The sequence below is a fragment of the Streptomyces sp. P6-2-1 genome (genome assembly GCF_050613165.1).
GTDB lineage: Bacteria > Actinomycetota > Actinomycetes > Streptomycetales > Streptomycetaceae > Streptomyces.
Window position 1 is genome coordinate 6858981 of record NZ_CP192513.1, and the last position, 22660, is coordinate 6881640.

A 22660-nucleotide genomic window follows, 5' to 3' on the forward strand; every position below is an offset into this window, starting at 1 on the left:
GGCACACCACGATGAGCACCACCACGCACGGCACCACCACGTACGACACCCTCCTCAGCGAGGACCAGCGCGCGCTGGTCGGGACCACGCTCGACTTCGCCGCGGACCAGCTCGCCCCGCACGCCCTGGAGTGGGACCGCGAGAAGCACTTCCCCGTCGACGTCCTGCGCAGGGCCGCCGCGCTCGGCCTCGGCGGCGTCTACGTCCGCGAGGAGTCCGGCGGCTCCGGGCTCACGCGCGCCGACGGCGTCCTCGTCTTCGAGGCGCTCGCCACCGGCTGCCCCTGCGTCGCCGCCTACCTGTCGATCCACAACATGGTCGGCTGGATGATCGACACCTACGGCGACGAGGCCCAGCGCGCCCGCTACCTCCCCGGGCTGTGCGCGATGGACGACCTCGCGAGCTACTGCCTCACCGAGCCGGGCGCGGGCTCCGACGCCGCCGCGCTCTCGACCCGCGCCGTGCGCGAGGGCGACGACTGGGTCCTCACCGGCGTCAAGCAGTTCATCTCAGGTGCCGGCGCCGCCGGGCTCTACCTCGTCATGGCCCGTACGGGCGGCGCGGGACCCGACGGCATCAGCGCCTTCCTCGTCGACAAGGAGGACCCCGGGCTCGGCTTCGGGCCCAACGAGCACAAGATGGGCTGGAACGCCCAGCCGACGCGGCAGGTGATCCTCGACGGCGTGCGCGTGCCCGCCGACCGGATGCTCGGCGCGGAGGGGCAGGGCTTCCGCATCGCCATGAACGGCCTCAACGGCGGCCGTCTCGGCATCGCCGCCTGCTCCCTCGGCGGCGCCCGCTCCGCGCTCGACCGCTCGCTCACGCACCTCACCGAACGCGAGGCGTTCGGGCAGCCGCTCATCGAGTCCGAGGCGCTGCGCTTCCGGCTCGCCGACATGGCCACCGAACTCGCCGCCGCGCGCGCCCTGCTCCACCAGGCCGCCGAGGCCCTCGACCACAAGGACCCGCAGGCCCCGCAGCTCATCGCGATGGCCAAGCGCTTCGCCACCGACACCGGCTTCCAGATCGCCGACCGCGCGCTCCAACTCCACGGCGGCTACGGCTATCTGCACGAGTACGGTATCGAGAAGATCGTCCGGGACCTGCGGGTCCACCAGATCCTGGAAGGAAGCAACGAGATCATGCGCGTCATCGTGGCCAGGGGCCTCACAGGAGCGGCGCGGTGAGCGGCGCCGAGGAGAGTCCCGTCCTCACCCCGGTCACGGGACACGCCGCCCGCCTCGTGCTCAACCGCCCGCGCGCCCTCAACGCCCTCACGCACGAGATGGTCGGCCTGATCGACGCCGCTCTCACCGCCTGGGAGGACGACGACGCGATCGCGACCGTCGTCCTCACCGGGGCGGGGGAGCGCGGCCTGTGCGCGGGCGGCGACATCCGCGCCGTCTTCGAGGCCGCGCGCGGGGGCGACGGGCAGGAGGCCGCGGACTTCTGGCGCGAGGAGTACCGGCTCAACGCCCGTATCCCGCACTACTCCAAGCCCTACGTCGCGCTCATGGACGGCATCGTCATGGGCGGCGGCATCGGTGTCTCCGCGCACGGCTCGGTCCGGATCGTCACCGAGCGCACGAAGGCCGCGATGCCCGAGACAGGCATCGGCTTCGTGCCCGACGTCGGCGGTACGTGGCTGCTCTCGCGCGCCCCCGGACACCTGGGTACCCGCCAGGCCCTCACCGGCACGGTCGCGGGGCCGGGGGACGCGCTGCGCCTCGGGCTCGCCGACCACTTCGTACCGTCGCGTGCCCTGCCGGAACTGGTCGAGGCGCTCGGCACGTCACCCGCGGAGGAGGCCGTCGGGCGGTACGCGGCCGAGGCACCGCCCGCCGCGCTCGACGCCGAGCGCGCCTGGATCGACGCCTGCTACGCGGCGGACACCGTCGAGGAGATCGTCTCCCGGCTGCGGGCCCGCCCCGAGGAAGCGGCCCACGCCGATGCCGCGACCCTCGAAGGGCGCTCCCCGACGAGCCTCAAGGTGACCCTCGCCGCGCTCCGCCGCGCCCGCGCGCTCGGCACGCTGGAGGAGGCGCTCGACCAGGAGTACCGCGTCTCGCTCGCGTGCCTCGCGACACCCGACCTCGTCGAGGGAATCCGTGCGCAGGTCGTCGACAAGGACCGTGACCCGCACTGGAACCCGGCCTCGCTCGCCGAGGTGGACGCCGCCGACGTCGCACGCTTCTTCACACCCCTGGGCGAGCGCGAACTCGGGCTCGCCCCGACACCGGAGGTGACACGGTGAGCAGTACCGACAAGAAGGTCAGCACCGTCGCGTTCATCGGGCTCGGGCACATGGGCGCCCCGATGGCCGCGAACCTCGTCCGCGCGGAGTACACCGTGCGGGCCTTCGACCTCGTGCCCGCCGCCCTCGAAGCGGGTGTCGCCGCGGGGGCGGAGGCCGCGTCGAGCGCCGTCGACGCCGTGACGGGCGCCGACCTCGTGATCTCCATGCTTCCGGCGGGGCGCCACGTCCTCGGCCTGTACGAGGACATCCTCGGCGCCGCACGCCCGGGCACCCTCTTCGTCGACTGCTCCACGATCGACGTCGCCGACGCCCACGCCGTGCACGCGCTCGCCGCGGGGCGCGGGATGCGCGTGCTCGACGCGCCCGTCTCCGGCGGCGTGGTCGGCGCCGAGGCCGGGACCCTCACCTTCATGGTGGGCGGGGGAGAGACCGAGTTCGCCGAAGCGCTGCCGCTGCTCGACGTCATGGGCAAGAAGGTCGTGCACTGCGGCGCGGCGGGTGCGGGGCAGGCCGCGAAGATCTGCAACAACATGATCCTCGGCGTCTCGATGATCGCCGTGAGCGAGGCGTTCGTCCTCGCCGAGAGCCTCGGCCTCTCGCACCAGGCCCTCTACGACGTCGCGTCGACCGCGTCGGGGCAGTGCTGGGCACTCAGCGTCAACTGCCCGGTGCCCGGGCCCGTTCCCACGTCCCCGGCCAACCGCGACTACCGCCCGGGCTTCGGCGCCCCGCTCATGGCCAAGGACCTCGGCCTCGCGGCCAACGCGGTCCGCGCGGGCGGCGTGCACGCCGAACTCGGGCTGCGCGCCGCGGAGATGTACGCGGCGTACGCCGAAGGGCGGGGCGCTGACGAGGACTTCTCCGGCATCGTGCGGGTCCTGCGTGACGACTCGGGAAAGGCCGCGGAATGAGTACGTACGAGACGATCCTGGTCGAGCGCAGGGGACGCGTCGCCCTGCTGACCCTCAACCGCCCGAAGGCGCTCAACGCGCTGAACGCGCGGCTCATGGAGGAACTCGTCGGCGCGGCGGAGGAACTGGACCGTGACCCGGAGACCGGCTGTCTCGTGATCACGGGTTCGGAGCGGGCCTTCGCCGCGGGTGCGGACATCACCGAGATGGCGCCGCGCACCTCGGTCGAGATGTACCTGCACGACTGGTTCTCGGCCTGGGACAGGCTCGGCAGGCTCCGCACCCCGACGATCGCCGCCGTGGCGGGGCACGCGCTCGGCGGGGGCTGCGAACTCGCCATGCTGTGCGACCTGTTGATCGCGGCGGACACGGCGCGGTTCGGGCAGCCGGAGATCAAGCTCGGCGTCATCCCGGGGATCGGCGGCTCGCAGAGGCTGACCCGCGCGGTCGGCAAGGCGAAGGCGATGGACCTGTGCCTGACCGGGCGCACGATGGACGCGACCGAGGCCGAACGCGCGGGCCTCGTCTCGCGGATCGTCCCCGCTGCCGACCTCCTCCCGGAGGCCCTGGCCGCTGCCGAGACGATCGCCCACCTCTCGGCCCCCGCCGCGATGATGGCGAAGGAAGCGGTCAACACGGCGTTCGAGACGACCCTCGCCGAGGGCGTCCACTTCGAACGCCGCCTCTTCCACTCGGTCTTCGCCTTCGCGGACCAGAAGGAGGGGATGGCAGCGTTCACCGACAAGCGGAAGGCGGAATTTCGGCACCGTTGAGGGGCTGAGCGCCCTCTGCCGGGGCCGGGGTCCGGGGCTCAGCCCCGGACCCCCGCTCCTCGAACGCCGGAGGGGCCGCATGGGCCCCTCCGGCGTTCGAGGCGTCAGTTCGCCATGTACTTGTCGTACCCGTACCGCGTGAAGAACAGCGGCAGTTCAGGCCCCAGCGCCGTCGCCGCGAACAGTGCCCGGACCGTCGCCGGGTCGCTGTGCGCGCCTTCCGTCGCGAGGGCGGTCAGCTCCTCGTCGACGTGCCGCTCCACCGTCTCCCGCCCCACGGCCCCGTGCCGCAGCCACTGCCAGATCTGCGTGCGGGCGATCTCGGCGGTCGCGGCGTCGGCGATCAGGCCCCCCTGGTCGAGCAGCCCCGTACCGCCGAGCCAGCGGTCGAAGTAGCGGACCGCGAGCGCCACGCTGCCCCGCACCCCCTCGGGCCCCGGCGCGCCCGTCAGGCGCGGCACCGCGAGGAGTTCGGCTGCCCGGACCTCGACGTCGTCGCGCGTACGGTCGAGCTGGTGCGGCCTGTCGCCGAGGACGCCCCGGAAGACCTCGCGGCCGACAGGGACGAGCCCCGGGTGCGCGACCCACGAGCCGTCGAAGCCGTCCTCGGCCTCCCGCTCCTTGTCGCGCCGCACCTCGGCGAGCGCCGCCTCGATCGCGGCCGGACCGCCCTCGGGCGCCTGCGCCGCCATCCCGCCGATCGCGTGCGCGCCGCGCCGGTGGCACGTGCGCACGAGGAGTTCGGTGTACGCGCGCAGGAACGGCGCCGTCATCGGCAGCCGCGCGCGGTCGGGCAGCAGGAAGTCGGTGCGGTGCCCGAAGGTCTTGATGAGGCTGAACAGGTAGTCCCAGCGCCCGGCGATCAACCCCGAGCTGTGCGCGCGCAGTTCGTGGAGGATCTCCTCCATCTCCATCGCCGCGGTGATCGTCTCGATGAGCGCCGAGGCCCGCACGGTCCCCGCGGGGAGGCCGATCAGCTCCTGCGCGAGGACGAAGACGTCGTTCCACAGCCGCGCCTCGTACCGGTTCTCCAGCTTCGGCAGGCAGAAGTACGGGCCGTGCCCCGCCTCGACGAGCGGCTCGGCGTTGTGGAAGAAGAACAGCGCGAAGTCGGCGAGCGCGGCAGGGACGGGCTGTCCGCCGTACTCCAGGTGCGCCTCGTCGAGGTGCCAGCCGCGCGGCCGCACGACGAGCGTGGGGCGCGCACCGGAGCGCGGGGTGCGGACGAGGTCCTTGAGGAGGAGGTGCCCGTCGAGGACGGTGTGCCACGTCGGCGAGGTGGCGTCCTCGAAGTCGGCGGTCCAGGTCGAGGCCCCCGAGCCGTACGCGGCGGCCGCGGCCTGCGGCGTGGGCGGGCCCACGAGTTCCACGTGCCGCTCTTCGAGCCCGGGCGCCGGGGGCGCGACGCGCCACGAGCGGTCGGTGCGCAGCGGCGTCGTGACGAGCGGGAAGTCGAGGCGGATTCCGGCGGCGAGGCGGTGCGCCTGGCGGCGCCGCTCGCGCAGCAGCCACTGGCGGCGCTCACCGAAGGCGGCGACGAGCGCGCCGAGGAAGTCGAGCGCGGCGGGCGTCAGGATCTCTTCGTGGCGCGCGCCGGGGGCCGCGAGGACCCGGACGGTACGGGCCGGGGCGAGAGTGGGCATCGGGGACCTCCTGGGGCGGGGCCGGGCGGCGGGGTCACGCGTGATCCGCGGGCCCGGGGGACCGGGTGAGGGTGCGAGGAACGGGGGCCGGACGGAGACGGGTGCCCGGCCCCCGTTCGCTCGGGGGTACGGGGACGCGCGCCGACGCGAGGGCGCGCGTCCCCGGTGCGGCGGCGCACCCGCACAGGTGCGTGCCGCGAGGGAGAGGACGGGGCGGGCGAGGAGTGGGGCCCGCCGCCGTCCCGGTCCGGCTAGTGGAACTGCTCGGCCTCGGTGGAGCCGGCGAGCGCGGTGGTGGAGGAGGCCGGGTTGACGGCCGTGGAGACGAGGTCGAAGTAGCCCGTGCCGACCTCGCGCTGGTGGCGCACGGCGGTGAAGCCCTGGGCCTGCGCGGCGAACTCGCGCTCCTGGAGGTCGACGTAGGCGGTCATGCCCTGCTCGGCGTAGCCGCGCGCCAGGTCGAACATCCCGTGGTTGAGGGAGTGGAACCCGGCGAGGGTGATGAACTGGAAGCGGTAGCCCATCGCGCCCAGCTCGCGCTGGAACTTGGCGATCTGGTCGTCGTCGAGCGCGGCGCGCCAGTTGAAGGACGGCGAGCAGTTGTACGCGAGCATCTGGTCCGGGTGCTCGGCGTGGATCGCCTCGGCGAACTCCCGCGCCTGGGCCAGGTCCGGGGTGCCGGTCTCGACCCAGATGAGGTCGGCGTACGGGGCGTAGGCGAGACCACGCGCGATGACGGGGGCCATGCCGTTGCGCACGTGGTAGAAGCCCTCGGAGGTGCGCTCCCCGGTGACGAAGGGCGCGTCGCGCTCGTCGACGTCGCTCGTGAGCAGGGTCGCGGCGAGCGCGTCGGTGCGGGCGATGACGAGGGTCGGCGTGTCCGCGATGTCGGCGGCGAGACGGGCCGCGTTGAGGGTGCGGATGTGCTGCGAGGTCGGCACGAGGACCTTGCCCCCGAGGTGGCCGCACTTCTTCTCGGACGCGAGCTGGTCCTCGTAGTGGATGCCGGCCGCCCCGGCGGCGATCATCGCCTTCGTCAGCTCGAAGGCGTTGAGCGGGCCGCCGAATCCTGCCTCCGCGTCGGCGACGATCGGGGCGAGCCAGTCGGTCGTGTCGCCGTCGTCCTCGGCGGTCGCGATCTGGTCGGCGCGCAGAAGCGCGTTGTTGATGCGTCGCACGACCTGCGGGACCGAGTTGGCGGGGTAGAGGCTCTGGTCCGGGTACGTCTGCCCGGCGAGGTTCGCGTCGGCGGCGACCTGCCAGCCGGAGAGGTAGATGGCCTGGAGACCGGCCTTGACCTGCTGGACCGCCTGGCCGCCCGTGAGGGCGCCGAGTGCGTGGATGTAGTCGCGCTCGTGGAGCTGGCGCCACAGCCGCTCGGCACCGCGCCGGGCGAGCGTGTGCTCCTCGCGGACGCTGCCGGAGAGCCGCACGACGTCCTCGGCGGAGTAGGTCCGCTCGATTCCCTTCCATCGGGGGTCCTCGGCCCAGCGGCGGGTCAGTTCGGCTGCGCGGTCGGTCGTGTTGCCCATGAGGGTCACCGTCTCCCTGAGAGATGTCGCAGTGGTGGCGCTGTCGTGCGCGGTGGTGCGGTGTCACGGTTGTGAAGCGTGGTGCGGCAGGGGGTCCGGACTCAGCCCTGTGCGGCACGGAGTGTCGCACTGAGTCCTCTGGGGCGTGACGCCCCGCCGAGACTCCCCCGTTTCCCCTGGGGGACCCGGGTGATGACTCGACTGTGGCACTGGCACTGAGTGCCATCAAGGGGGGAAATCTGTGAAGTCTGTGAATCTTCCCTCGCCAGCTTTGCGAAGCTTGCCAATCCCGCCGCGCCCGCTAAGGTGGCTCCCACTCTCGCCGGGAGTGACGTGGAGTGACGGGGAGGACTTCCTATGGCCAGGACATACGCGGGCGCACGACTGCGCCGGCTGCGCGAGGAACGCCGCCTCAGCCAGGCCGAACTCGCCCGCACTCTCGGCATATCGCCGAGCTACCTGAACCAGATGGAGCACGACTCACGGCCGCTCACGGTGCCCGTCCTGCTCAAGATCGGCGAGACCTTCGGCATCGACGCCTCCTTCTTCTCGGCCCGCGACGCGACCCGCCTCCTCGCCGACCTCCGCGAAGCGCTCGCCGCGCCTCTGGAGGAGGGCGGCGTCCTGCCCGGCGAGCTGGAGGAGATCGCGACCCGTACCCCCGGCGCGGCCCGTCTCCTCCTCGACCTCCAGCGCCGCTCCCAGCGCCTCACCGAGCAGCTCTCGGGGCGCGACGGCGGCACCGACGAGCACCAGGAACCCCCCGGCTCACCGCACGAGGAGGTCCGCGACTTCTTCTACGAGCGCCGCAACTACTTCCACTCCCTCGACCTCGCCGCCGAGGACCTCGCGGGCGAACTCCGCGTCCGCCCGGGCACGGCGGGCCAGACCCTCGCCGAGCACCTGGAGGCCCAGCACGGCGTCCACGTCGCCACCACGGCAGGCCCCCACCTGCACCGCTACGACACCGTGAGCCGCACCCTGCACCTCTCGCCGCGCCTGCGCCCCGGCCAGCAGACCTTCCGCATGGCCGCGCAGCTGGCGCTCCTGGAGTACGGCTCCGAACTCGACTCCCTCGCGGCCGAGAACTTCCCCCGCCACTCGCCCGCCCACGCGCTCACCCGCATCGGCCTCGCGCACTACTTCGCGGGTGCCCTCGTCCTTCCGTACCGCGAGTTCCACGCCCGTGCCGAGGAGTACCGCTACGACATCGAACGCCTCGGCGACCACTACGGCCTCGGCTACGAGACCATGTGCCACCGCCTCAGCACCCTGCAACGCCCGCGCCTGAGCGGCGTCCCCTTCTCGCTCGTCCGCGTCGACCGCGCGGGGAACATGTCCAAGCGCCAGTCGGCGACCGGGTTCCCCTTCTCGCGCTCGGGCGGCACGTGCCCGCTGTGGAACATCTACGAGGCGTTCACCGCGCCCGGGCGCGTGCACGTCCAGCTCACCCGCATGCCCGACGGCAGCCGCCACCTGTGGACCGCGCGCACCGTCACGCGGCGCGGCGGGGCCTGGGGGGAGCGCGGCAGCACGTACGCGATCGGCCTCGGCTGCGAGGTCCGCCACGCGGGCCGCCTCGTCTACTCCGAAGGTCTCGACCTCGACAACCCCGCATCGGACACACCCATCGGCATGGGCTGCCGCGTCTGCGAACACCTCGACTGCCCGCAGCGCGCCACCCCGCCCGTCGGCCACACCCTCACGATCGACCAGCACAGCAGCACCTTCGTGCCGTACCCGGTACGGCGCGAGCGCGCGCGGCCGTGAAGGCGGGGTGTGCCCCCGTGTACCGCCGCCCCTACCGGTCCCCACCGCGCAGGCACCACTCCCCGACGAGTGCCAGGTCCCGCGCGCCCATCCACAGCAAGCCGCCCCAGCAGGGCGGTCGGGACGGGCGCCGCGAGGTTCACCAGGACGTCGTCGTGCGCCCACCCGCGCCCGGGCGGCCCCGGCCCCCGCCGGAGTGCCGCGCCGCCCCGCGCCCCGGGGCACCGTGTCTCCCGCGCCGCCCGAGCGCCGCGTGTCCCGCGCCCCGGGGCATCGTTAAGGACGCGTGAACAAGGCCGAATCCCTTGAACCGGCGGCCCCGGCGGCCCCGGACGACGTCCCCGCCTCCCGCGCGGAACTCGCCCGCCGCGTCCGGCACACCGCGCGCCGCACCGAGGCGCACCTCGCCCGGCTCTACGCCCCGTTCCCCCAGCACGCGGACACGTGGCTCCCCGCCAGGGCCACCGCCGGTCTCGCCCCCGACCTCGGGGAACGGCTCGCGCTGCGTCTCCACGAAGCACTCGCCGAGCCCGTGCGCCACCTCGTCGAAGCCGGCGGCAGGCGCTGGCGGCCCGGGCTCGTCGCCGAGACGATCGACCTCCTCGGCGGCGACAGCGAGCACTACGGGCCGCTGTGCGCCGCGCTCGAACTCGCCCACACGGGCTCCCTCATGGTCGACGACGTGCAGGACGGCTCGCCGCTGCGGCGCGGGGTCGCCGCCGCGCACCTCGTCTTCGGCACCGCGACCGCGCTCAACGCGGGGACCAACGCCTACTTCGCCTTCGACCGTGCCATCCGGCTCACGACGCCGGGCGACCCCACCCTCGCGGGACGCCTGTGGGACGCCTTCCTCGCCGCGCTCCGCTCCGCGCACGCGGGACAGGCGCTCGACATCACGGGTCACCGCGCCGAGATGGGACACGCCGTCAGGACGGGCGACGCCCAGCCCGTCCTCGCCCTCGTCCGCCTCACGCACCGGCTCAAGTCGGGAGCCATGTCCGCCGTCGGCTTCGAGACCGCGGCACTCGTCACCGGCGCCGGCCCCCGCCGCCACCACGCCCTCGCCGCCTTCGGCGAGGCACTCGGCACCGCGTACCAGATCGCCGACGACGTCGCCGACCTGCGCGGCGTCCGCCACAAGGGCAGCGCGACGAAACAGGCGGGCGAGGACACCCGCAACAGCAAGGTCACCATGCCCCTCGCCCACGCCGTCACGCTGCTCCCGAGACCCCGCCTGCGCGCCCTGTGGGACACGCTCTCCGCGCCCGACGCGGGGGAGCGGGAGCGGGCGGAGGTACGGGACGTACTGCTCGACTGCGGTGCGGCGGAGGCGTGCGCCCGTGAGGCCGAGGACCTGCTCTCGACCGCCTGGACCGCCCTCGCCGCCGTCCTCCCCGAATCCCCCCGCACCCGCCTGCTGCGCGAGATGGCATGGCACACGGTGCGCGGGAGCGCGGGGGCCTGAGGGGAGGCGCGGGCCCGCGGCAGGCGCGGGCCCGCGGGGACACGCCTGGCCTGTCCCCCCGTCCCCACCGTGCTCGGCTCCCGCCCGCGTGCCGCCACCTCCACGCGCGTTCCTCGGCGGGGTCCCGCCGTCCGTTCCGCTCAGCGCTCGCGTCCCCGCGGCTTCAGCGGCACGGGAGGGAGGGCGGGCGCGGGCAGCCGCGCGCCGTCGTAGCCGTGGACCTCGCCGAAACGGTCGCTCGTCATCCAGTCCTCGCGGGCCCGCTCGATCTCCTCCTGCGTACGGCCCACGAAGTTCCACCACATGAGCAGCTTCTCCGCGAAGGGCTCACCGCCCAGGAGCATCGCGCCCGCGTCCGAGACGGCGCGCAGGGGCAGGCTCGTGCGCCCGCAGCCGAGGTAGAGCATCGTGCCCGGGGTGACGGGCGCCCCGTCCACGCGCAGCTCGCCCGACATCGCGAGCACCCCGTACTCGAAGTCGGGGTTCAGCGGCAGGTCGGCTTCGGCGCCCTCCCGCAGCGCGAGGTCCGCGCCGACGAGCGGCGAGTACGTCGTGCCCGGCGAGGTCGCCGAGTCGAGCGTGCCGAGCAGGACGGTCGCTTCGAGCCCGGGGGCAGTGACGCGCGGGAGGTCCCCGTGGTGCTCGAAGTGCGGGGCCACGTGGCGCGCCTCGTCGGGCAGCGCCACCCAGAGCTGGGCGCCGTGCAGGTAACGGGCGTGCGGCCGGGGGCTCTCCTCGGAGTGCGAGATCGCGCGGCCCGAGGTCATGAGGCCCAGCTCGCGCGGCCTGATCGTCCGGAGCGAGCCGAGCGAGTCGCGGTGCAGCACCTCGCCCTCGTGGAGCCAGCTCACCGTCTGGAGCCCCATGTGCGGATGCGGCGGTACCTGCATCCCCGGCTCATCGGCGATGTCGTCGGGTCCGTAGTGGTCGACGAAGGCCCAGGCGCCGATCATGCGGCGGCCGAGGTTCGGCAGCAGCCGCCGTACCTCCGTCGACTCGCCGAGCGGTACCCGGCGGGGGCTCAGCAGCTCGCGCACGGGAGCCGCGAGGACGTCCTCGCGGCCACCGCACGGCTTCGGCACGGGGTGGGTGTCCAGATTGCTCATGCCGCCCAACCTAACGGTCGCCGCCCCACACCACCCGGACGGTCCGCCCGGACGTGCCCGCACCCCGCGCCCCCGCTGGAATGGGCGGGTGAGCGCCACCCCAGCCACCCCCGACGACTGCCTTGCCCGCAACGAGTGGATCTGCGGCACGTACCTGAGCACCCGGCGGCACGTCCTGCTCGACGCCGTCGCGCAGCACGTCGAGCTGACCGCGGCGGCCGTCGGCATCGCGCTCCTCATCGCCGTCCCGCTCGCCGTCCTCGCGCGCCGCCTGCGCGGGGCGGCGGGGCCCGTCCTCGCGCTCACCACGGTGCTCTACACGATCCCCTCGCTCGCGATGTTCTCGCTGCTCCTGCCCGTCTACGGACTCTCGGCGACCCTCGTCGTCGCCGGGCTCGTCCTCTACTCGCTCACGCTCCTGGTCCGCAACCTCCTCGCCGGGCTGCGCGCCGTGCCCGAGGAGACTCGGCAGGCCGCGCGCGGCATGGGGTACGGGCCGCTGCGCCTCCTCCTCGCCGTCGAACTGCCCCTCGCCCTGCCCGCCGCCTTCGCGGGCCTGCGCATCGCGATGGTCTCGGCGATCTCGCTCGTCACCGTGGGCGCCATCGTCGGCTTCGGCGGTCTCGGCAACCTCATTTACCAGGGCATGAACACGTACTTCAAGGCCCAGGTGCTCACCGCATCCGTCCTGTGCGTCCTCCTCGCCGTCGCCGCCGACCTGCTCCTGCTCCTCGCAGGGCGCCTCCTCACCCCGTGGACCCGCGCGTGAACGTACTCGGCGACACGTGGGACTGGCTGAGCGACCCCGCGCACTGGTCCGGCGAGAACGGCATCGCGCACCGCCTCGCCGAACACGTCCTGCTGACCCTCGTGTGCCTGTTCCTCAGCTGCCTCCTCGCGCTCCCCGTCGCCCTCGTCCTCGGCCACATCGGGCGCGGCGGCGTCCTCGCCGTGAACCTCGCGAACATCGGCCGCGCCGTGCCCACCTTCGCCGTCCTCGTCCTCCTCCTGCTCACCCCGGTCGGCAGGCTCAGCGAGGGCCCCACCGTCATCGCGCTCGTCCTCTTCGCTGTGCCACCGCTGCTCACCAACGCGTACGTGGGGATGCGGGGCGTGGACCGCGAGGTGGTCCGTGCCGCGCGGGGCATGGGCATGACGGGGCGGCAGCTGCTGTGGCGCGTCGAACTGCCGCTCGCGGCCCCGCTCGTCCTCACCGGCGTCCGCGTCGCCGCCGTCCAGCTCGTCGCGACGGCGACGATCGCCGCGCTCGCGGGCGGCGGCGGCCTCGGCCGCATCATCACCGCCGGGTTCAACCTCGCGTCCACCCCGCAGGTCGTCGCGGGTGCCGTCCTCGTCGCCGTCTTCGCCCTCCTCGTCGAGGGCGCCTTCGCGCTGGGGGAGCGGTGGCTGCCGGTACGGGAACAGGGGGCCGCCGCGTGAGCCGTACCCGCGGAGCCGCCCTCGCCCTCGTCGCCGTCGTGCTCCTGCCCGCCGCCTGCTCCACGGGCCCGTCCCTGGAGAACCGGAACGAGGTCACCGCGCCCCCCGGCGACAGCGAGCGGCTCACCATCGGCTCGGCCGGGTTCACCGAGAGCGACCTGCTCGCCCACATGTACAAGCTGCTCCTCGACAGGGCCGGCTACCGTACCCGCCTGCTCACCGTCGCCAACCGCGAGCTGTACGAGCCCGCGCTCGAATCCGGGCAGATCGACGTCGTCCCCGAGTACGCGGCCACCTTCGCCGACTGGCTCAACGCCAAGAAGAACGGCGCCGACGCGAAGCCCGTGGGCTCGCCCGGCCTCGGCCGCACCATGCGCCGCCTGCGCGCCCTCGCCGCCGCGCGCGGGCTCGACGTGCTCGACCCCGGCAAGGCCGTCGACCAGAACGCGTACGCCGTCACCCGCGCGTACGCGAGGAAGCACGAGCTGCGCACCCTCTCCGACCTCGGCCGCGCCAAGCTCCCCGTCCGTGTCGCCGCGGGCGACGAGTGCGCGACACGCCCGTACTGCGCGCCGGGCCTGAAGAAGACGTACGGCATCGACGTCACCACGATCGACCCGAAGGGCCTCGGCACCACGCAGGCGAAGAAGGCCGTGCAGGACGGCCGCGACCAGCTCGTCGCGACCACCACGACCGACGCGACGCTCGACGAGTTCGGGCTCGTCCTGCTCCGCGACGACAAGAAGCTCCAGAACGCCGATTACCTCGTCCCCGTCGTCAACCGCTCCCGCGCCGGATCGCGCCGCGTCGCCACCGCGCTCGGCCGCCTCAACAAGGTCCTCACCACCGCCGACCTCGCCGACCTCAACCGCCGCGTCGACAGCTGGCGCCGCCTCCCCGAGGACGTCGCCCGCGACTACCTCGACGACCACGACCTGCTCTGAAGCACCCGGACCGCACGCCCAGGAGGCAGCCACATGACCGAGGAGAACCCCGAGCCGCGCGGCCGCGGCGCAGCGCTCGCCCACCTCGCCCGCACCCTCGCGAGCGGCCTGTGGTTCCCGCTCCTCTTCTTCTTCGGCTTCCTGCTCTGCTACGCGCTGCCCTTCCACAACCCCGCCCCGCACGACGTCCGCGTCGCCGTCTCCGGCCCCCAGGCCGCGCGCGAGATCCGCGCGGGCTTCGACGAGGCGTCACCCGGAGCGTTCGACATCATCAGCGCCGACACGGCCGCCGACGCGCGCCGCAAGGTGCTCGACCGCGACACCGAGGCCGCCTTCGCCGCCGACGCGGGCCGCCCCACCCTCTACCTCGCCAAAGCGGACGGCGCCCTGCTCGAACAGGCCGTCACGACCGCCTTCCGCACCCTCGTCGAACGCCAGGGCGGACAGCTCACGACGGTCGAACTCGTCCCCACCGCCTCGGGCGACACGAGCGGCACCGGGCTCTTCTACCTCACGATGTCCCTCAACATCTCCGCCTACATCTCCGTCATGATGCTCATCCGCGCCCACCTCACGCGGCGCGGCAAACTGCTCACCCTCGCGTGCCTGTCCGCCTTCATGAGCCTCGTCGCCTACTTCATCGGGCGCGGCCTCGACATCGTCCCGGACGAGCCGCTCGGCATCCTCTACCTCTTCCTGCTCTCGCAGGCCATCGCGTGGGTCACCTACGGACTCGTCCCCTTCGTGCGCCAGTTCATCCCCGGCGTCGCGATCACGCTCTTCGTGCTGCTCTCGATCCCGTCGAGCGGCGGCGCCATCCCCTACCAGATGGTCCCCGCCTTCTTCCGGGCCCTGCACCCCGTCTTCCCGCTCGGCAACATCATCGAGGCGCTGCACGGCATCTTCTACTTCGACGGCAGGGGCGTCCTGCGCCCGACGCTCGTGCTGTGCGCGTGGCTCGTGCTCGGCCTGCTCCTCGTCGCCTTCGGCGCGGTCCTCAGCCGCCGCAAGGAGCACGAGGCGGCGGGCGCAACGGCCGCCGAGGAACCCGTCGAGGACCCCGCCCTGGAGGCACCCGTGCCGCACGCCGTCACCCCCGGCGCGCACGACCCCTTCGGCGAGGGCACGGCCGTGCTCGGCGGCGAGGTCTTCCACGACGACGGCCGCCCCGTGCCCGGCGTCTTCATCACCGTCCTCGGCCACGACGGGCACCAGCTCATCAAGACCGTCACGGACGAGGAGGGCCGCTGGGGCGCGGCCGGACTCCCCGAGGACTGGGTCAGCGTCCTCGCCCTCCCCAAGGGCCACCGCCCCGCCGCGAGCCGCGTCCTGCCCCGCGAGGGCCACGTCACGCGCCAGGACTTCGTCCTCGCGGCCCCGAGCGCCCACGCGGTGCCGAGTTCCTGAGGGCTCAGGCGTCCGCCACCGAGTCGAAGTCCACGTCCCCGCGCTCCACGCCGCGCGCGTCCGCGTCCACCGAGCGGCGCAGCGCCTCGTGGAGCTTGCCCGGCGTCAGGACGCCCAGGAACCGCGCCCCGTCGAGCACGGCGACCCAGCCCGCGTCGTGCTGGAGCATCTCGCCGAACGCCTGCTTGAGCGGGGCGCCCACGGGGACCCACGCGTTCATCCGGTGCGCCAGCTCACCGACGGGCCGCTCCCCGCCACCGCTCACCTCGTCCACGCCGACCCAGCCGTGCAGTTCGCCCGCCCCGTCGAGGACCACCGCCCAGCGCGCCCCCTCGGCCCGCAGCCGCCGCGCCGCGCGCGCGGCCGGCTCGGACTGCCGCACGAGCGGCGGCTCCTCCAGGTCCTCGGGCCTGATCTCGGTCACCGAGAGCCGCTTCAGGCCCCGGTCCGCGCCCACGAACTCCGCCACGTACGGGGTCGCGGGGCGCCCGAGAACGGTCGCGGGCGTGTCGAACTGCTCGATGCGCCCGGGCCCGTACACCGCCATGCGGTCCCCGAGCCGCACCGCCTCCTCGATGTCGTGCGTCACGAACAGGACGGTCTTGCGCACGCGCCGCTGGAGGTCCAGGAACTGGTTCTGAAGCCGCTCGCGCACCACGGGGTCCACCGCGCCGAAGGGCTCGTCCATGAGCAGCACGGGCGGATCGGCGGCGAGCGCCCGCGCGACACCGACGCGCTGCCGCTGCCCGCCCGAGAGCTGGTGCGGGTAGCGCGGACCGTACGTGCCCGGGTCGAGCCCCACGAGGTCGAGCAGTTCCCTGGCCCGCTCCCGCGCCCGCCCCCGCTTCGTGCCGAGCAGCGAGAGCACCGTCGCCGTGTTGTCGAGCACGGTGCGGTGCGGGAAGAGCCCGACCTGCTGGATGACGTAGCCGATGCGGCGGCGCAGCGCGACCGGGTCGACGTGCGCGATGTCCTCGCCGTCCACCTCGATGCGCCCCGAGGTCGGCTCGACGAGCCGGTTGACCATCATCATGGTCGTCGTCTTGCCGCACCCCGAGGGCCCGACGAGGGTGACCAGCTCCCCCTCCGCGACGGCGAACGAGAGGTCGTGCACGGCGACGGTGCCGTCCGGGTAGCGCTTGCCGACCTCGTCGAAGCGGATCATCGGGCGGCCCCTGTCGGCCGTGGCGCTCACGCGTCGTCGAGCAGCACGACATCCAGGCGGCGCGGCCCGTGCACCCCCTCGACGCGGTCCAGTTCGATGTCGCTCGTCGCCGAAGGGCCCGAGACCCACGTCTGCGGCCGGTGCGGGTCGAGCCGGGCGAGCGCCTGCGGCACGGAGGCCACGACCTGCTCCGCCGTGCGCACGACGCACACGTGGTGGTCGGGCACGAGCGTGATCCGCCGCCGCCCCTGGCCGGGCCCCGCGTCCAGGACGAGCGTCCCCGTCTCGGCGATCGCCACCGCGCACCCCGTCACGACGGCGGAGACCGCGTCCAGTTCCGCGGGCGTGAGCCCGGGGGAATCGGCCACGCGCTCCGCGGTGGTGTCCGCGAGCCACTCGTCAGGCAGCCCGTCGGGCACCACGATGCCCGTGGTCCCTGCCAGGAGCCCGGCGAGCAGCGCGGGCAGGCCGACGGGGCCCGTACGGTGCACGAAGGCCCGGTAGTCCGCGAGCCGCTCGGCGAGCAGGTCCACGACCTCCGCGCGCGGGCCCGTGACATGTGCCCGCCGGTAGGCCCGGCGCACCTCGCGCGCGTACACCTCGTCCGGGTCCGTACCCGCCGTCCCGCCGAGCGCGCGCCGCACCCGGCCCAGCACCACGTCCCTGCCGCTCACCTGCCGCCCTCCTCACGCGTGCCGCCCTCTGTCCTGACCCACCAGTCGCGGAAGGGCTCGGCGGGCACCCGGGGCAGATCCCTGCTGTCCGTCCACGCCCGCCCCGGACCCGGTACGCGGCGCGGGCGCACCGCGCGCGTCGCCGAGGCGAGCCGCTGGCCCGCGTGCAGCAGCGCGGGCGAGCCGAGCCCGTACCGCGCCGCGCGCATCGCGGCGCGCTCCGCCGCGTGCCCCTTCGCGGGGCGCACCCGCACCCGCCGCCCGTTGCGCGTCAGCTCCCCGCCCTGCGCGATCCGCTCCCGCAGGTGCACGAGGACCTCGGGGATGTCGATCGCCACGGGGCACACCTCGTAGCACGCCCCGCACAGCGAGGACGCGTACGGGAGCGCGGCGTCGACCGGGTTGCCCGTGCCGCCGAGCTGGGGCGAGAGGATCGCGCCGATCGGGCCCGGGTAGACCGAGCCGTACGCGTGGCCCCCGGCCCGCTCGTACACCGGGCAGACGTTGAGGCACGCCGAGCAGCGGATGCAGCGCAGCGCCTGTCGCCCCACCGCGTCGGCGAGGGTGTCGCTGCGCCCGTTGTCGAGCAGCACCAGGTGGAAGACGCGTGGACCGTCGCCGTCGCGCACGCCCGTCCACGTCGAGGTGTACGGGTTCATGCGCTCGGCCGTCGAGGAGCGCGGCAGCGTCTGGAGCAGCACCTCCAGGTCGCGCCAGCGCGGCACGAGCTTCTCGATCCCGACCACCGAGATGAGCGTCTCGGGCAGCGTCAGGCACATCCGCCCGTTGCCCTCGGACTCCACCACGACGAGCGTCCCGGTCTCGGCGACCATGAAGTTCGCGCCCGAGATCCCGACCTTCGCGCGCAGGAACTTCTCCCGCAGGTGCAGCCGCGAGGCATCCGCCAGCTCGCTCGGCTCCTCGCTCAGGCCCTCCGGCGCCGGGCGGCCCCAACGGCCCATCTCGGAGCGGAAGATGTCGCGGATCTCGCCCCGGTTGCGGTGGATCGCGGGGACCAGGATGTGCGAGGGGCGGTCCCTGCCGAGCTGCACGATCAGCTCCGCGAGGTCCGTCTCGTACGCCGTGATGCCCTCGCGCTCCAGCGCCTCGTTGAGCCCGGTCTCCTGCGTCGCCATCGACTTGACCTTGACGACCTCGGTCTCGCCGGTCGCCTTCACCAGCTCGGCGACGATGCGGTTCGCCTCCGCGGCGCCGCTCGCCCAGTGCACCTGGCCGCCCGCGCGCGTGACGGCCTCCTCAAGGCGCTCCAGGTACACGTCGAGGTGCCGCAGCGTGTGGTCCTTGATCTGCTTCCCGGCCTCGCGCAGCGCCTGCCAGTCGTCCAGCTCGGCGACGGCCTTCGCACGCTTGTCGCGGATCGTGTGCGTCGCGTGCCGCAGATTGCCGCGCAGGCGCTCGTCGCGCACCGCCGCGCGCGCCGCGCGCGGGAAGGGCGGCATCCCGAGGAAGGTGCCTCCCGGTCCCATCGGGGCGGGCTGAAGGGTGCTCATCCCAGGGGCTCCTCTCGTGTACTGGCCAGGATCTCCGCGAGGTGCACGGGCCGCATCCCGGCGGCCACACGGCTCATCGTGCCGCCGATGTGCAGGAGGCAGGAGTTGTCGGCGGCGCACAGCACCTCGGCCCCGCTCGCCACCGCGTGCGCCACCTTGTCCCGCCCCATCGCGGCCGAGACGTCCGGGTTCTTCACCGAGAACGTGCCGCCGAAGCCGCAGCACTCCTCGGCCCCCTCCAGCTCCCGCAGCTCGATGCCCTCCACGGCCCGCAGCAGCCGGAGCGGCCGGTCGCCGAGCCTGAGCACGCGCAGGCCGTGGCACGTCGGGTGGTACGTGACGGTGTGCGGGTAGTACGCGCCGACGTCCGTCACGCCGAGCACGTCCACCAGGAACTCGCTCAGCTCGTACGTCTTCGGCACGGCAGGGGCGAGTGCCGCGGCGAGCTGCCCGCCCCTGCCCTCCGCGCGGGCCCGCTCGCCCATCCGGGGATACAGGTCCCGCACCATCGCGCCGCAGGACCCCGAGGGCACCACGACGGCGTCGTACGGCGCGAAGACCTCCGCGTAGCGGCGGGCGAGCGGCTCCGCCTCGTGCCGGTACCCCGTGTTGTAGTGCGCCTGCCCGCAACACGTCTGGGCGAGCGGGAACTCCGCCTCGACGCCGAGCCGCCGGAGCAGTCGCACCACGGCCCGCCCGGTTCCCGGATAGAGCGTGTCGTTCACACAGGTCAGGAACAGAGCGACGCGCACGGCGGCTCCCCTCGTCGTCTTCGGCTGCCCGTCAGCGTAAGGGCGTACCCGTCGCCCGGCACGGGGCCCGCACACACCCGCACGCTCCCTTACCCGTTCGGGCGCCGCGCCTCCGTACGGCGCCTTCGCGCCCGCCGCCCCGGGCCCGTACGGACCGAGCCGGGGCGCAGCTCCCCCGGGCCGTGTGCTGAACTGGGAGCACCCAGGCACCACCCACCCCGGCAGGAGCGACATGGCCGCCACGTACCGCCAGCCCGGCGTCGTCCTCACGGACCGCATGTTCACCGTCCCGCTCGACCACGAGCGGCCCGACGGGGAGCGGATCGAGGTCTTCGGGCGGGAAGTGGTCTCGACCGAGCAGGGCGGTGCCGAGCGCCCCTGGCTCCTCTACCTGGAGGGCGGTCCGGGGAACGCCGCGCGCCGCTTCGTCGGCCGCCAGGCGTGGCTCGGGCGCGCGCTCCAGGACTACCGCGTCCTCCTCATGGACCAGCGCGGTACGGGCCGCTCCACGCCCGCCAACCGCCAGACGCTCCCGCTGCGCGGCGGCCCGCGCGAGCAGGCCGACCACCTCGCCCTCCTGCGCGCCGACTCCATCGTCAAGGACGCCGAACTGATCCGGCAGAACCTCACGGGCGGCGCCCCCTGGACCGTCCTCGGCCAGAGCTTCGGCGGCTTCTGCGTCACGCACTACCTCTCCAGCGCCCCCGAGGGCCTGAGCGCCGCGCTCATCACCGGCGGACTGCCCTCGCTCGACGCCCACGCCGACGACGTCTACCGCGCCGCCTACCCGCGTATCGCGCGCAAGGTCGCCGCGCACTACGCCCGCTACCCGCAGGACGTCGACCGCGTGCGCCGCATCGCCGAGCACCTCGCCGAGCACCGCCCCGTGCTCAACGGCGGCTACCGGCTCACCGTCGAGGCGTTCCAGTCGCTCGGCATCGCCCTCGGCACGGGCTCGGGCAGCCACACCCTGCACTACCTCCTGGAGAACGCCTTCGCGCGCACCGCCACCGGGCTCCAGCTCTCCGACGCCTTCCAGGAGGCCGCGCAGGCGGCGCTCTCCTACGCCGCGCACCCGCTCTACGCGCTCCTGCACGAGTCGATCTACGCGCAGGACCACCGCCCCACCGGCTGGGCCGCCGAGCGCGTACGCACCGAGTTCCCGCAGTTCGACGCCGAGCGCGCGCTCGCGGGCGACGCGCCCGTCCTGTTCACCGGTGAGTCCGTGCACCCCTGGTCCTTCACGTGCGACCCCTCGCTCGCGCCGCTGCGCGAGACCGCCGAACTGCTCGCCCAGCGCACCGACTGGTCACCGCTCTACGACGCGGGACAGCTCGCCCGCAACGAGGTCCCCGTCGCCGCGGCCGTGTACCACGACGACATGTACGTGGACACCGCGCACTCGCTGCGCACCGCGCGGGCGATCAAGGGCCTGCGGACGTGGGTCACCGACGAGTTCGAGCACGACGGGGTGCGACAGGGGCCCGTCGTGCTCGACCGGCTGCTCGCGCTCGTGCGCGGGGACGCGTGAGCGCGGGAGGGGCCGGGCGGCCGGGCCCGGCGGGCGCCGCGGAAGGGGCTGCGGAAGGTGCCTCGGCCGACGCCCTGGCTGCCGTGACCGGTGACGAGGCGTCCGAGCAGATCCTCGCCGGGGTCGGGGAGCGCCTTCGCGGGCTGCGCAAGGAACGCGGCATGACCCTCGCCGCGCTCTCCGCGAGCACGGGGATCTCCGTCTCGACGCTCTCGCGCCTCGAATCGGGGCTGCGCCGCCCGACACTCGAACTCCTCCTCCCGCTCGCCCGCGCCCACCGGGTCGCGCTCGACGAACTCGTCGGCACCCGCCCCGTCGCCGACCCCCGCGTGCGCGCCGAGCCGATCGTGCGCCACCAGCGCCGCATGTACCCGCTCAGCCGCCACCCCGGCGGCGTCCAGGCGTACCGGATGATCATCGAGGGCGGCTCGCGCGAGCCGGAGCCGCGCACGCACGAGGGCTACGAGTGGATGTACGTCCTGCACGGCAGGCTCCGGCTCGTCCTCGGCGAGCACGACCTGGTTCTGGAGCCGGGCGAGGCCGCCGAGTTCGACACGCGCGTCCCGCACTGGTTCGGGCTCATCGACGAACGCCCCGTCGAACTCCTCGTGCTCTTCGGACCGCAGGGGGAGCGGATGCACGTACGGGCCCGGCCGAAACGGAAGAAGACGGACTGAGGCTCGCTCGCGCGCTGCCGTGCCCACGGTCTTCCGCTCACCCTTACCGACCGCTTAGTATGCCGCTCCACGGGTGGTCCTGCGGCAGCGGCGCGGTAGCGGCGGCGGCCGGGCCGCCGAGGCGCGACAGGCGGGAGCGATCCATGCGGGCATGGCAGGTGGCGGAGACCGGCGAACCCGAGCAGGTGATGAAGCTCGTCGAGACGGAACAGCCCGAGCCCGGTCCCGGGCAGCTCCTCGTCGAGGTGCTCGCGGCGAACGTCAACTTCCCCGACGCGCTGCTGTGCCGGGGCCAGTACCAGATCAGGCCCCCGCTGCCCTTCACGCCGGGTGTCGAGCTGTGCGGCCGCGCCGCGGACGGGCGCCGCCTCATCGGCACCCCGGTCCTGCCGCACGGCGGCTTCGCCGAGTACGCGCTCCTGGACGAGGCGGCGAGCCTGCCCGCGCCCGACGCGCTCGACGACGCCGAGGCCGCGGCCCTGCACATCGGCTACCAGACCGGCTGGTTCGGGCTCCACCGCAGGGCCCGCATCCAGGCCGGCGAGACACTGCTCGTGCACGCGGCGGCGGGTGGCGTCGGCAGCGCGGCCGTCCAGCTCGGCAAGGCGGCGGGGGCGAGCGTCGTCGGTGTCGTCGGCGGGCCCGAGAAGGCCGAGGTCGCCCGCGCGCTCGGCTGCGACCTCGTACTCGACCGGCACACGGACGACATCATCGCGAAGGTCAAGGAGTTCACGGACGGCAGGGGCGCCGACGTGGTCTACGACCCCGTCGGCGGCGAGGCGTACACGAAGTCCGCCAAGTGCGTCGCCTTCGAGGGCCGCATCATCGTCGTCGGCTTCACGAGCGGCACCATCCCCGCGCCCGCGCTCAACCACGCGATGGTGAAGAACTACTCGATCCTCGGCCTGCACTGGGGCCTGTACGGGCGGTACGCGCCGCACCTGATCGCCGAGTGCCACCGGGAGCTGAACCGCCTCGCGACCGAGGGCGCCATCAAGCCGCTCGTCTCGGAACGCGTCCCGCTGGAGGGAGCCGCCTCGGCCGTGCGGCGCGTGGCCGGAGGCCGCTCGACGGGCCGCATCTGCGTGCTGCCCTGAGCGCG

Annotated in this window: 20 protein-coding genes; 13 read left to right on the top strand and 7 right to left on the bottom strand. The window is 73.9% G+C overall.

Annotated elements, in window-relative coordinates:
• The first annotated feature begins 11 nt into the window (after positions 1-11).
• Genes ACQYWQ_RS28855 through ACQYWQ_RS28870 form a run of 4 tightly spaced genes read left to right on the top strand, consistent with a single transcriptional unit; the run spans position 12 to position 3941 of the window.
• On the top strand, positions 12-1187 hold the full coding sequence (locus tag ACQYWQ_RS28855) for an acyl-CoA dehydrogenase family protein (protein WP_431038738.1): 1176 nt from the start codon (positions 12-14) through the stop codon (positions 1185-1187).
• Positions 1184-2254 (top strand): enoyl-CoA hydratase/isomerase family protein, encoded by a 1071-nt coding sequence (locus tag ACQYWQ_RS28860; RefSeq protein ID WP_431038739.1) that lies wholly within the window; start codon positions 1184-1186, stop codon positions 2252-2254. Before ACQYWQ_RS28855 ends, ACQYWQ_RS28860 begins: the two co-directional genes overlap by 4 nt.
• Complete coding sequence (gene mmsB, locus ACQYWQ_RS28865; protein ID WP_431038740.1) at positions 2251-3168, top strand: 3-hydroxyisobutyrate dehydrogenase; 918 nt, start codon at positions 2251-2253, stop codon at positions 3166-3168. Before ACQYWQ_RS28860 ends, mmsB begins: the two co-directional genes overlap by 4 nt.
• The gene (locus ACQYWQ_RS28870) at positions 3165-3941 is read left to right on the top strand and encodes an enoyl-CoA hydratase (RefSeq protein WP_431038741.1); all 777 of its coding nucleotides are present in this window, start codon (positions 3165-3167) and stop codon (positions 3939-3941) included. The genes mmsB and ACQYWQ_RS28870 overlap by 4 nt, the downstream gene beginning before the upstream one ends.
• A 104-nt stretch (positions 3942-4045) precedes the next feature.
• On the opposite strand, the gene ACQYWQ_RS28875 is transcribed toward ACQYWQ_RS28870, so the two are convergent.
• Positions 4046-5584 carry a malate synthase gene (locus tag ACQYWQ_RS28875; protein ID WP_431038742.1) on the bottom strand — a complete coding sequence of 513 codons (1539 nt, stop codon included), beginning with the start codon at positions 5582-5584 and terminating at the stop codon, positions 4046-4048.
• A gap of 251 nt (positions 5585-5835) precedes the next feature.
• Entirely contained in the window at positions 5836-7116 is a 1281-nt protein-coding gene (gene aceA / locus ACQYWQ_RS28880; RefSeq protein ID WP_431038743.1) for an isocitrate lyase, read from the bottom strand.
• A 357-nt stretch (positions 7117-7473) separates the two neighbouring features.
• On the opposite strand from aceA, the gene ACQYWQ_RS28885 reads away from it, so the two are divergent.
• Both ACQYWQ_RS28885 and ACQYWQ_RS28890 read left to right on the top strand, forming a co-directional pair.
• Entirely contained in the window at positions 7474-8886 is a 1413-nt protein-coding gene (locus ACQYWQ_RS28885; protein ID WP_431038744.1) for a short-chain fatty acyl-CoA regulator family protein, read from the top strand.
• 286 nt (positions 8887-9172) lie between these two features.
• The gene (locus tag ACQYWQ_RS28890) at positions 9173-10351 is read left to right on the top strand and encodes a polyprenyl synthetase family protein (RefSeq protein WP_431038745.1); all 1179 of its coding nucleotides are present in this window, start codon (positions 9173-9175) and stop codon (positions 10349-10351) included.
• Positions 10352-10491: 140 nt separating this feature from the next.
• Here ACQYWQ_RS28890 and ACQYWQ_RS28895 read toward each other — a convergent pair whose 3' ends face one another.
• Positions 10492-11457: a pirin family protein gene (locus ACQYWQ_RS28895; protein ID WP_431038746.1), complete on the bottom strand. Its 966-nt coding sequence runs from the start codon at positions 11455-11457 to the stop codon at positions 10492-10494.
• An 88-nt stretch (positions 11458-11545) separates the two neighbouring features.
• Between ACQYWQ_RS28895 and ACQYWQ_RS28900 the strand changes: the two genes are divergently transcribed.
• The 4 genes from ACQYWQ_RS28900 to ACQYWQ_RS28915 are packed head-to-tail and all read left to right on the top strand — an operon-like array spanning position 11546 to position 15248.
• Positions 11546-12226 carry an ABC transporter permease gene (locus tag ACQYWQ_RS28900; RefSeq protein WP_431038747.1) on the top strand — a complete coding sequence of 227 codons (681 nt, stop codon included), beginning with the start codon at positions 11546-11548 and terminating at the stop codon, positions 12224-12226.
• A complete protein-coding gene (locus ACQYWQ_RS28905; protein ID WP_431038748.1) occupies positions 12223-12897 on the top strand; it encodes an ABC transporter permease in 675 nt (224 codons plus the stop codon). The genes ACQYWQ_RS28900 and ACQYWQ_RS28905 overlap by 4 nt, the downstream gene beginning before the upstream one ends.
• Positions 12894-13841 (top strand): ABC transporter substrate-binding protein, encoded by a 948-nt coding sequence (locus ACQYWQ_RS28910; protein WP_431038749.1) that lies wholly within the window; start codon positions 12894-12896, stop codon positions 13839-13841. Before ACQYWQ_RS28905 ends, ACQYWQ_RS28910 begins: the two co-directional genes overlap by 4 nt.
• Positions 13842-13874: 33 nt before the next feature.
• On the top strand, positions 13875-15248 hold the full coding sequence (locus ACQYWQ_RS28915; protein WP_431038750.1) for a hypothetical protein: 1374 nt from the start codon (positions 13875-13877) through the stop codon (positions 15246-15248).
• Positions 15249-15252: 4 nt separating this feature from the next.
• On the opposite strand, the gene ACQYWQ_RS28920 is transcribed toward ACQYWQ_RS28915, so the two are convergent.
• Genes ACQYWQ_RS28920 through ACQYWQ_RS28935 form a run of 4 tightly spaced genes read right to left on the bottom strand, consistent with a single transcriptional unit; the run spans position 15253 to position 19350 of the window.
• On the bottom strand, positions 15253-16413 hold the full coding sequence (locus ACQYWQ_RS28920) for an ABC transporter ATP-binding protein (protein WP_431039396.1): 1161 nt from the start codon (positions 16411-16413) through the stop codon (positions 15253-15255).
• A 26-nt stretch (positions 16414-16439) separates the two neighbouring features.
• Positions 16440-17087 carry a LutC/YkgG family protein gene (locus tag ACQYWQ_RS28925; protein ID WP_431038751.1) on the bottom strand — a complete coding sequence of 216 codons (648 nt, stop codon included), beginning with the start codon at positions 17085-17087 and terminating at the stop codon, positions 16440-16442.
• Complete coding sequence (locus tag ACQYWQ_RS28930) at positions 17084-18598, bottom strand: LutB/LldF family L-lactate oxidation iron-sulfur protein (protein WP_431038752.1); 1515 nt, start codon at positions 18596-18598, stop codon at positions 17084-17086. Before ACQYWQ_RS28930 ends, ACQYWQ_RS28925 begins: the two co-directional genes overlap by 4 nt.
• A complete protein-coding gene (locus tag ACQYWQ_RS28935; protein ID WP_431038753.1) occupies positions 18595-19350 on the bottom strand; it encodes a (Fe-S)-binding protein in 756 nt (251 codons plus the stop codon). Before ACQYWQ_RS28935 ends, ACQYWQ_RS28930 begins: the two co-directional genes overlap by 4 nt.
• Positions 19351-19582: 232 nt before the next feature.
• On the opposite strand from ACQYWQ_RS28935, the gene ACQYWQ_RS28940 reads away from it, so the two are divergent.
• The 3 genes from ACQYWQ_RS28940 (at position 19583) to ACQYWQ_RS28950 (ending at position 22655) form a co-directional block, all read left to right on the top strand.
• Positions 19583-20881 carry an alpha/beta fold hydrolase gene (locus tag ACQYWQ_RS28940; protein ID WP_431038754.1) on the top strand — a complete coding sequence of 433 codons (1299 nt, stop codon included), beginning with the start codon at positions 19583-19585 and terminating at the stop codon, positions 20879-20881.
• Between the two features lie 83 nt (positions 20882-20964).
• Positions 20965-21558, top strand: a complete 594-nt coding sequence (locus ACQYWQ_RS28945; protein WP_431038755.1) for a helix-turn-helix domain-containing protein — start codon at positions 20965-20967, stop codon at positions 21556-21558.
• A gap of 143 nt (positions 21559-21701) precedes the next feature.
• A complete protein-coding gene (locus tag ACQYWQ_RS28950) occupies positions 21702-22655 on the top strand; it encodes an NADPH:quinone oxidoreductase family protein (RefSeq protein ID WP_431038756.1) in 954 nt (317 codons plus the stop codon).
• Positions 22656-22660 lie beyond the last annotated feature (5 nt).

Excerpts from the sequence above, each read along its gene's own strand:
- ACQYWQ_RS28920 (WP_431039396.1), bottom strand. The coding sequence starts at position 16,413 with ATGATCCGCTTCGACGAGGTCGGCAAGCGCTACCCGGACGGCACCGTC.
- ACQYWQ_RS28895 (WP_431038746.1), bottom strand. The coding sequence starts at position 11,457 with ATGAGCAATCTGGACACCCACCCCGTGCCGAAGCCGTGCGGTGGCCGC.
- ACQYWQ_RS28875 (WP_431038742.1), bottom strand. The coding sequence starts at position 5,584 with ATGCCCACTCTCGCCCCGGCCCGTACCGTCCGGGTCCTCGCGGCCCCC.
- ACQYWQ_RS28950 (WP_431038756.1), top strand. The coding sequence starts at position 21,702 with ATGCGGGCATGGCAGGTGGCGGAGACCGGCGAACCCGAGCAGGTGATG.
- ACQYWQ_RS28885 (WP_431038744.1), top strand. The coding sequence starts at position 7,474 with ATGGCCAGGACATACGCGGGCGCACGACTGCGCCGGCTGCGCGAGGAA.
- ACQYWQ_RS28870 (WP_431038741.1), top strand. The coding sequence starts at position 3,165 with ATGAGTACGTACGAGACGATCCTGGTCGAGCGCAGGGGACGCGTCGCC.
- ACQYWQ_RS28915 (WP_431038750.1), top strand. The coding sequence starts at position 13,875 with ATGACCGAGGAGAACCCCGAGCCGCGCGGCCGCGGCGCAGCGCTCGCC.
- ACQYWQ_RS28930 (WP_431038752.1), bottom strand. The coding sequence starts at position 18,598 with ATGAGCACCCTTCAGCCCGCCCCGATGGGACCGGGAGGCACCTTCCTC.
- aceA (WP_431038743.1), bottom strand. The coding sequence starts at position 7,116 with ATGGGCAACACGACCGACCGCGCAGCCGAACTGACCCGCCGCTGGGCC.
- ACQYWQ_RS28940 (WP_431038754.1), top strand. The coding sequence starts at position 19,583 with ATGGCCGCCACGTACCGCCAGCCCGGCGTCGTCCTCACGGACCGCATG.
- ACQYWQ_RS28855 (WP_431038738.1), top strand. The coding sequence starts at position 12 with ATGAGCACCACCACGCACGGCACCACCACGTACGACACCCTCCTCAGC.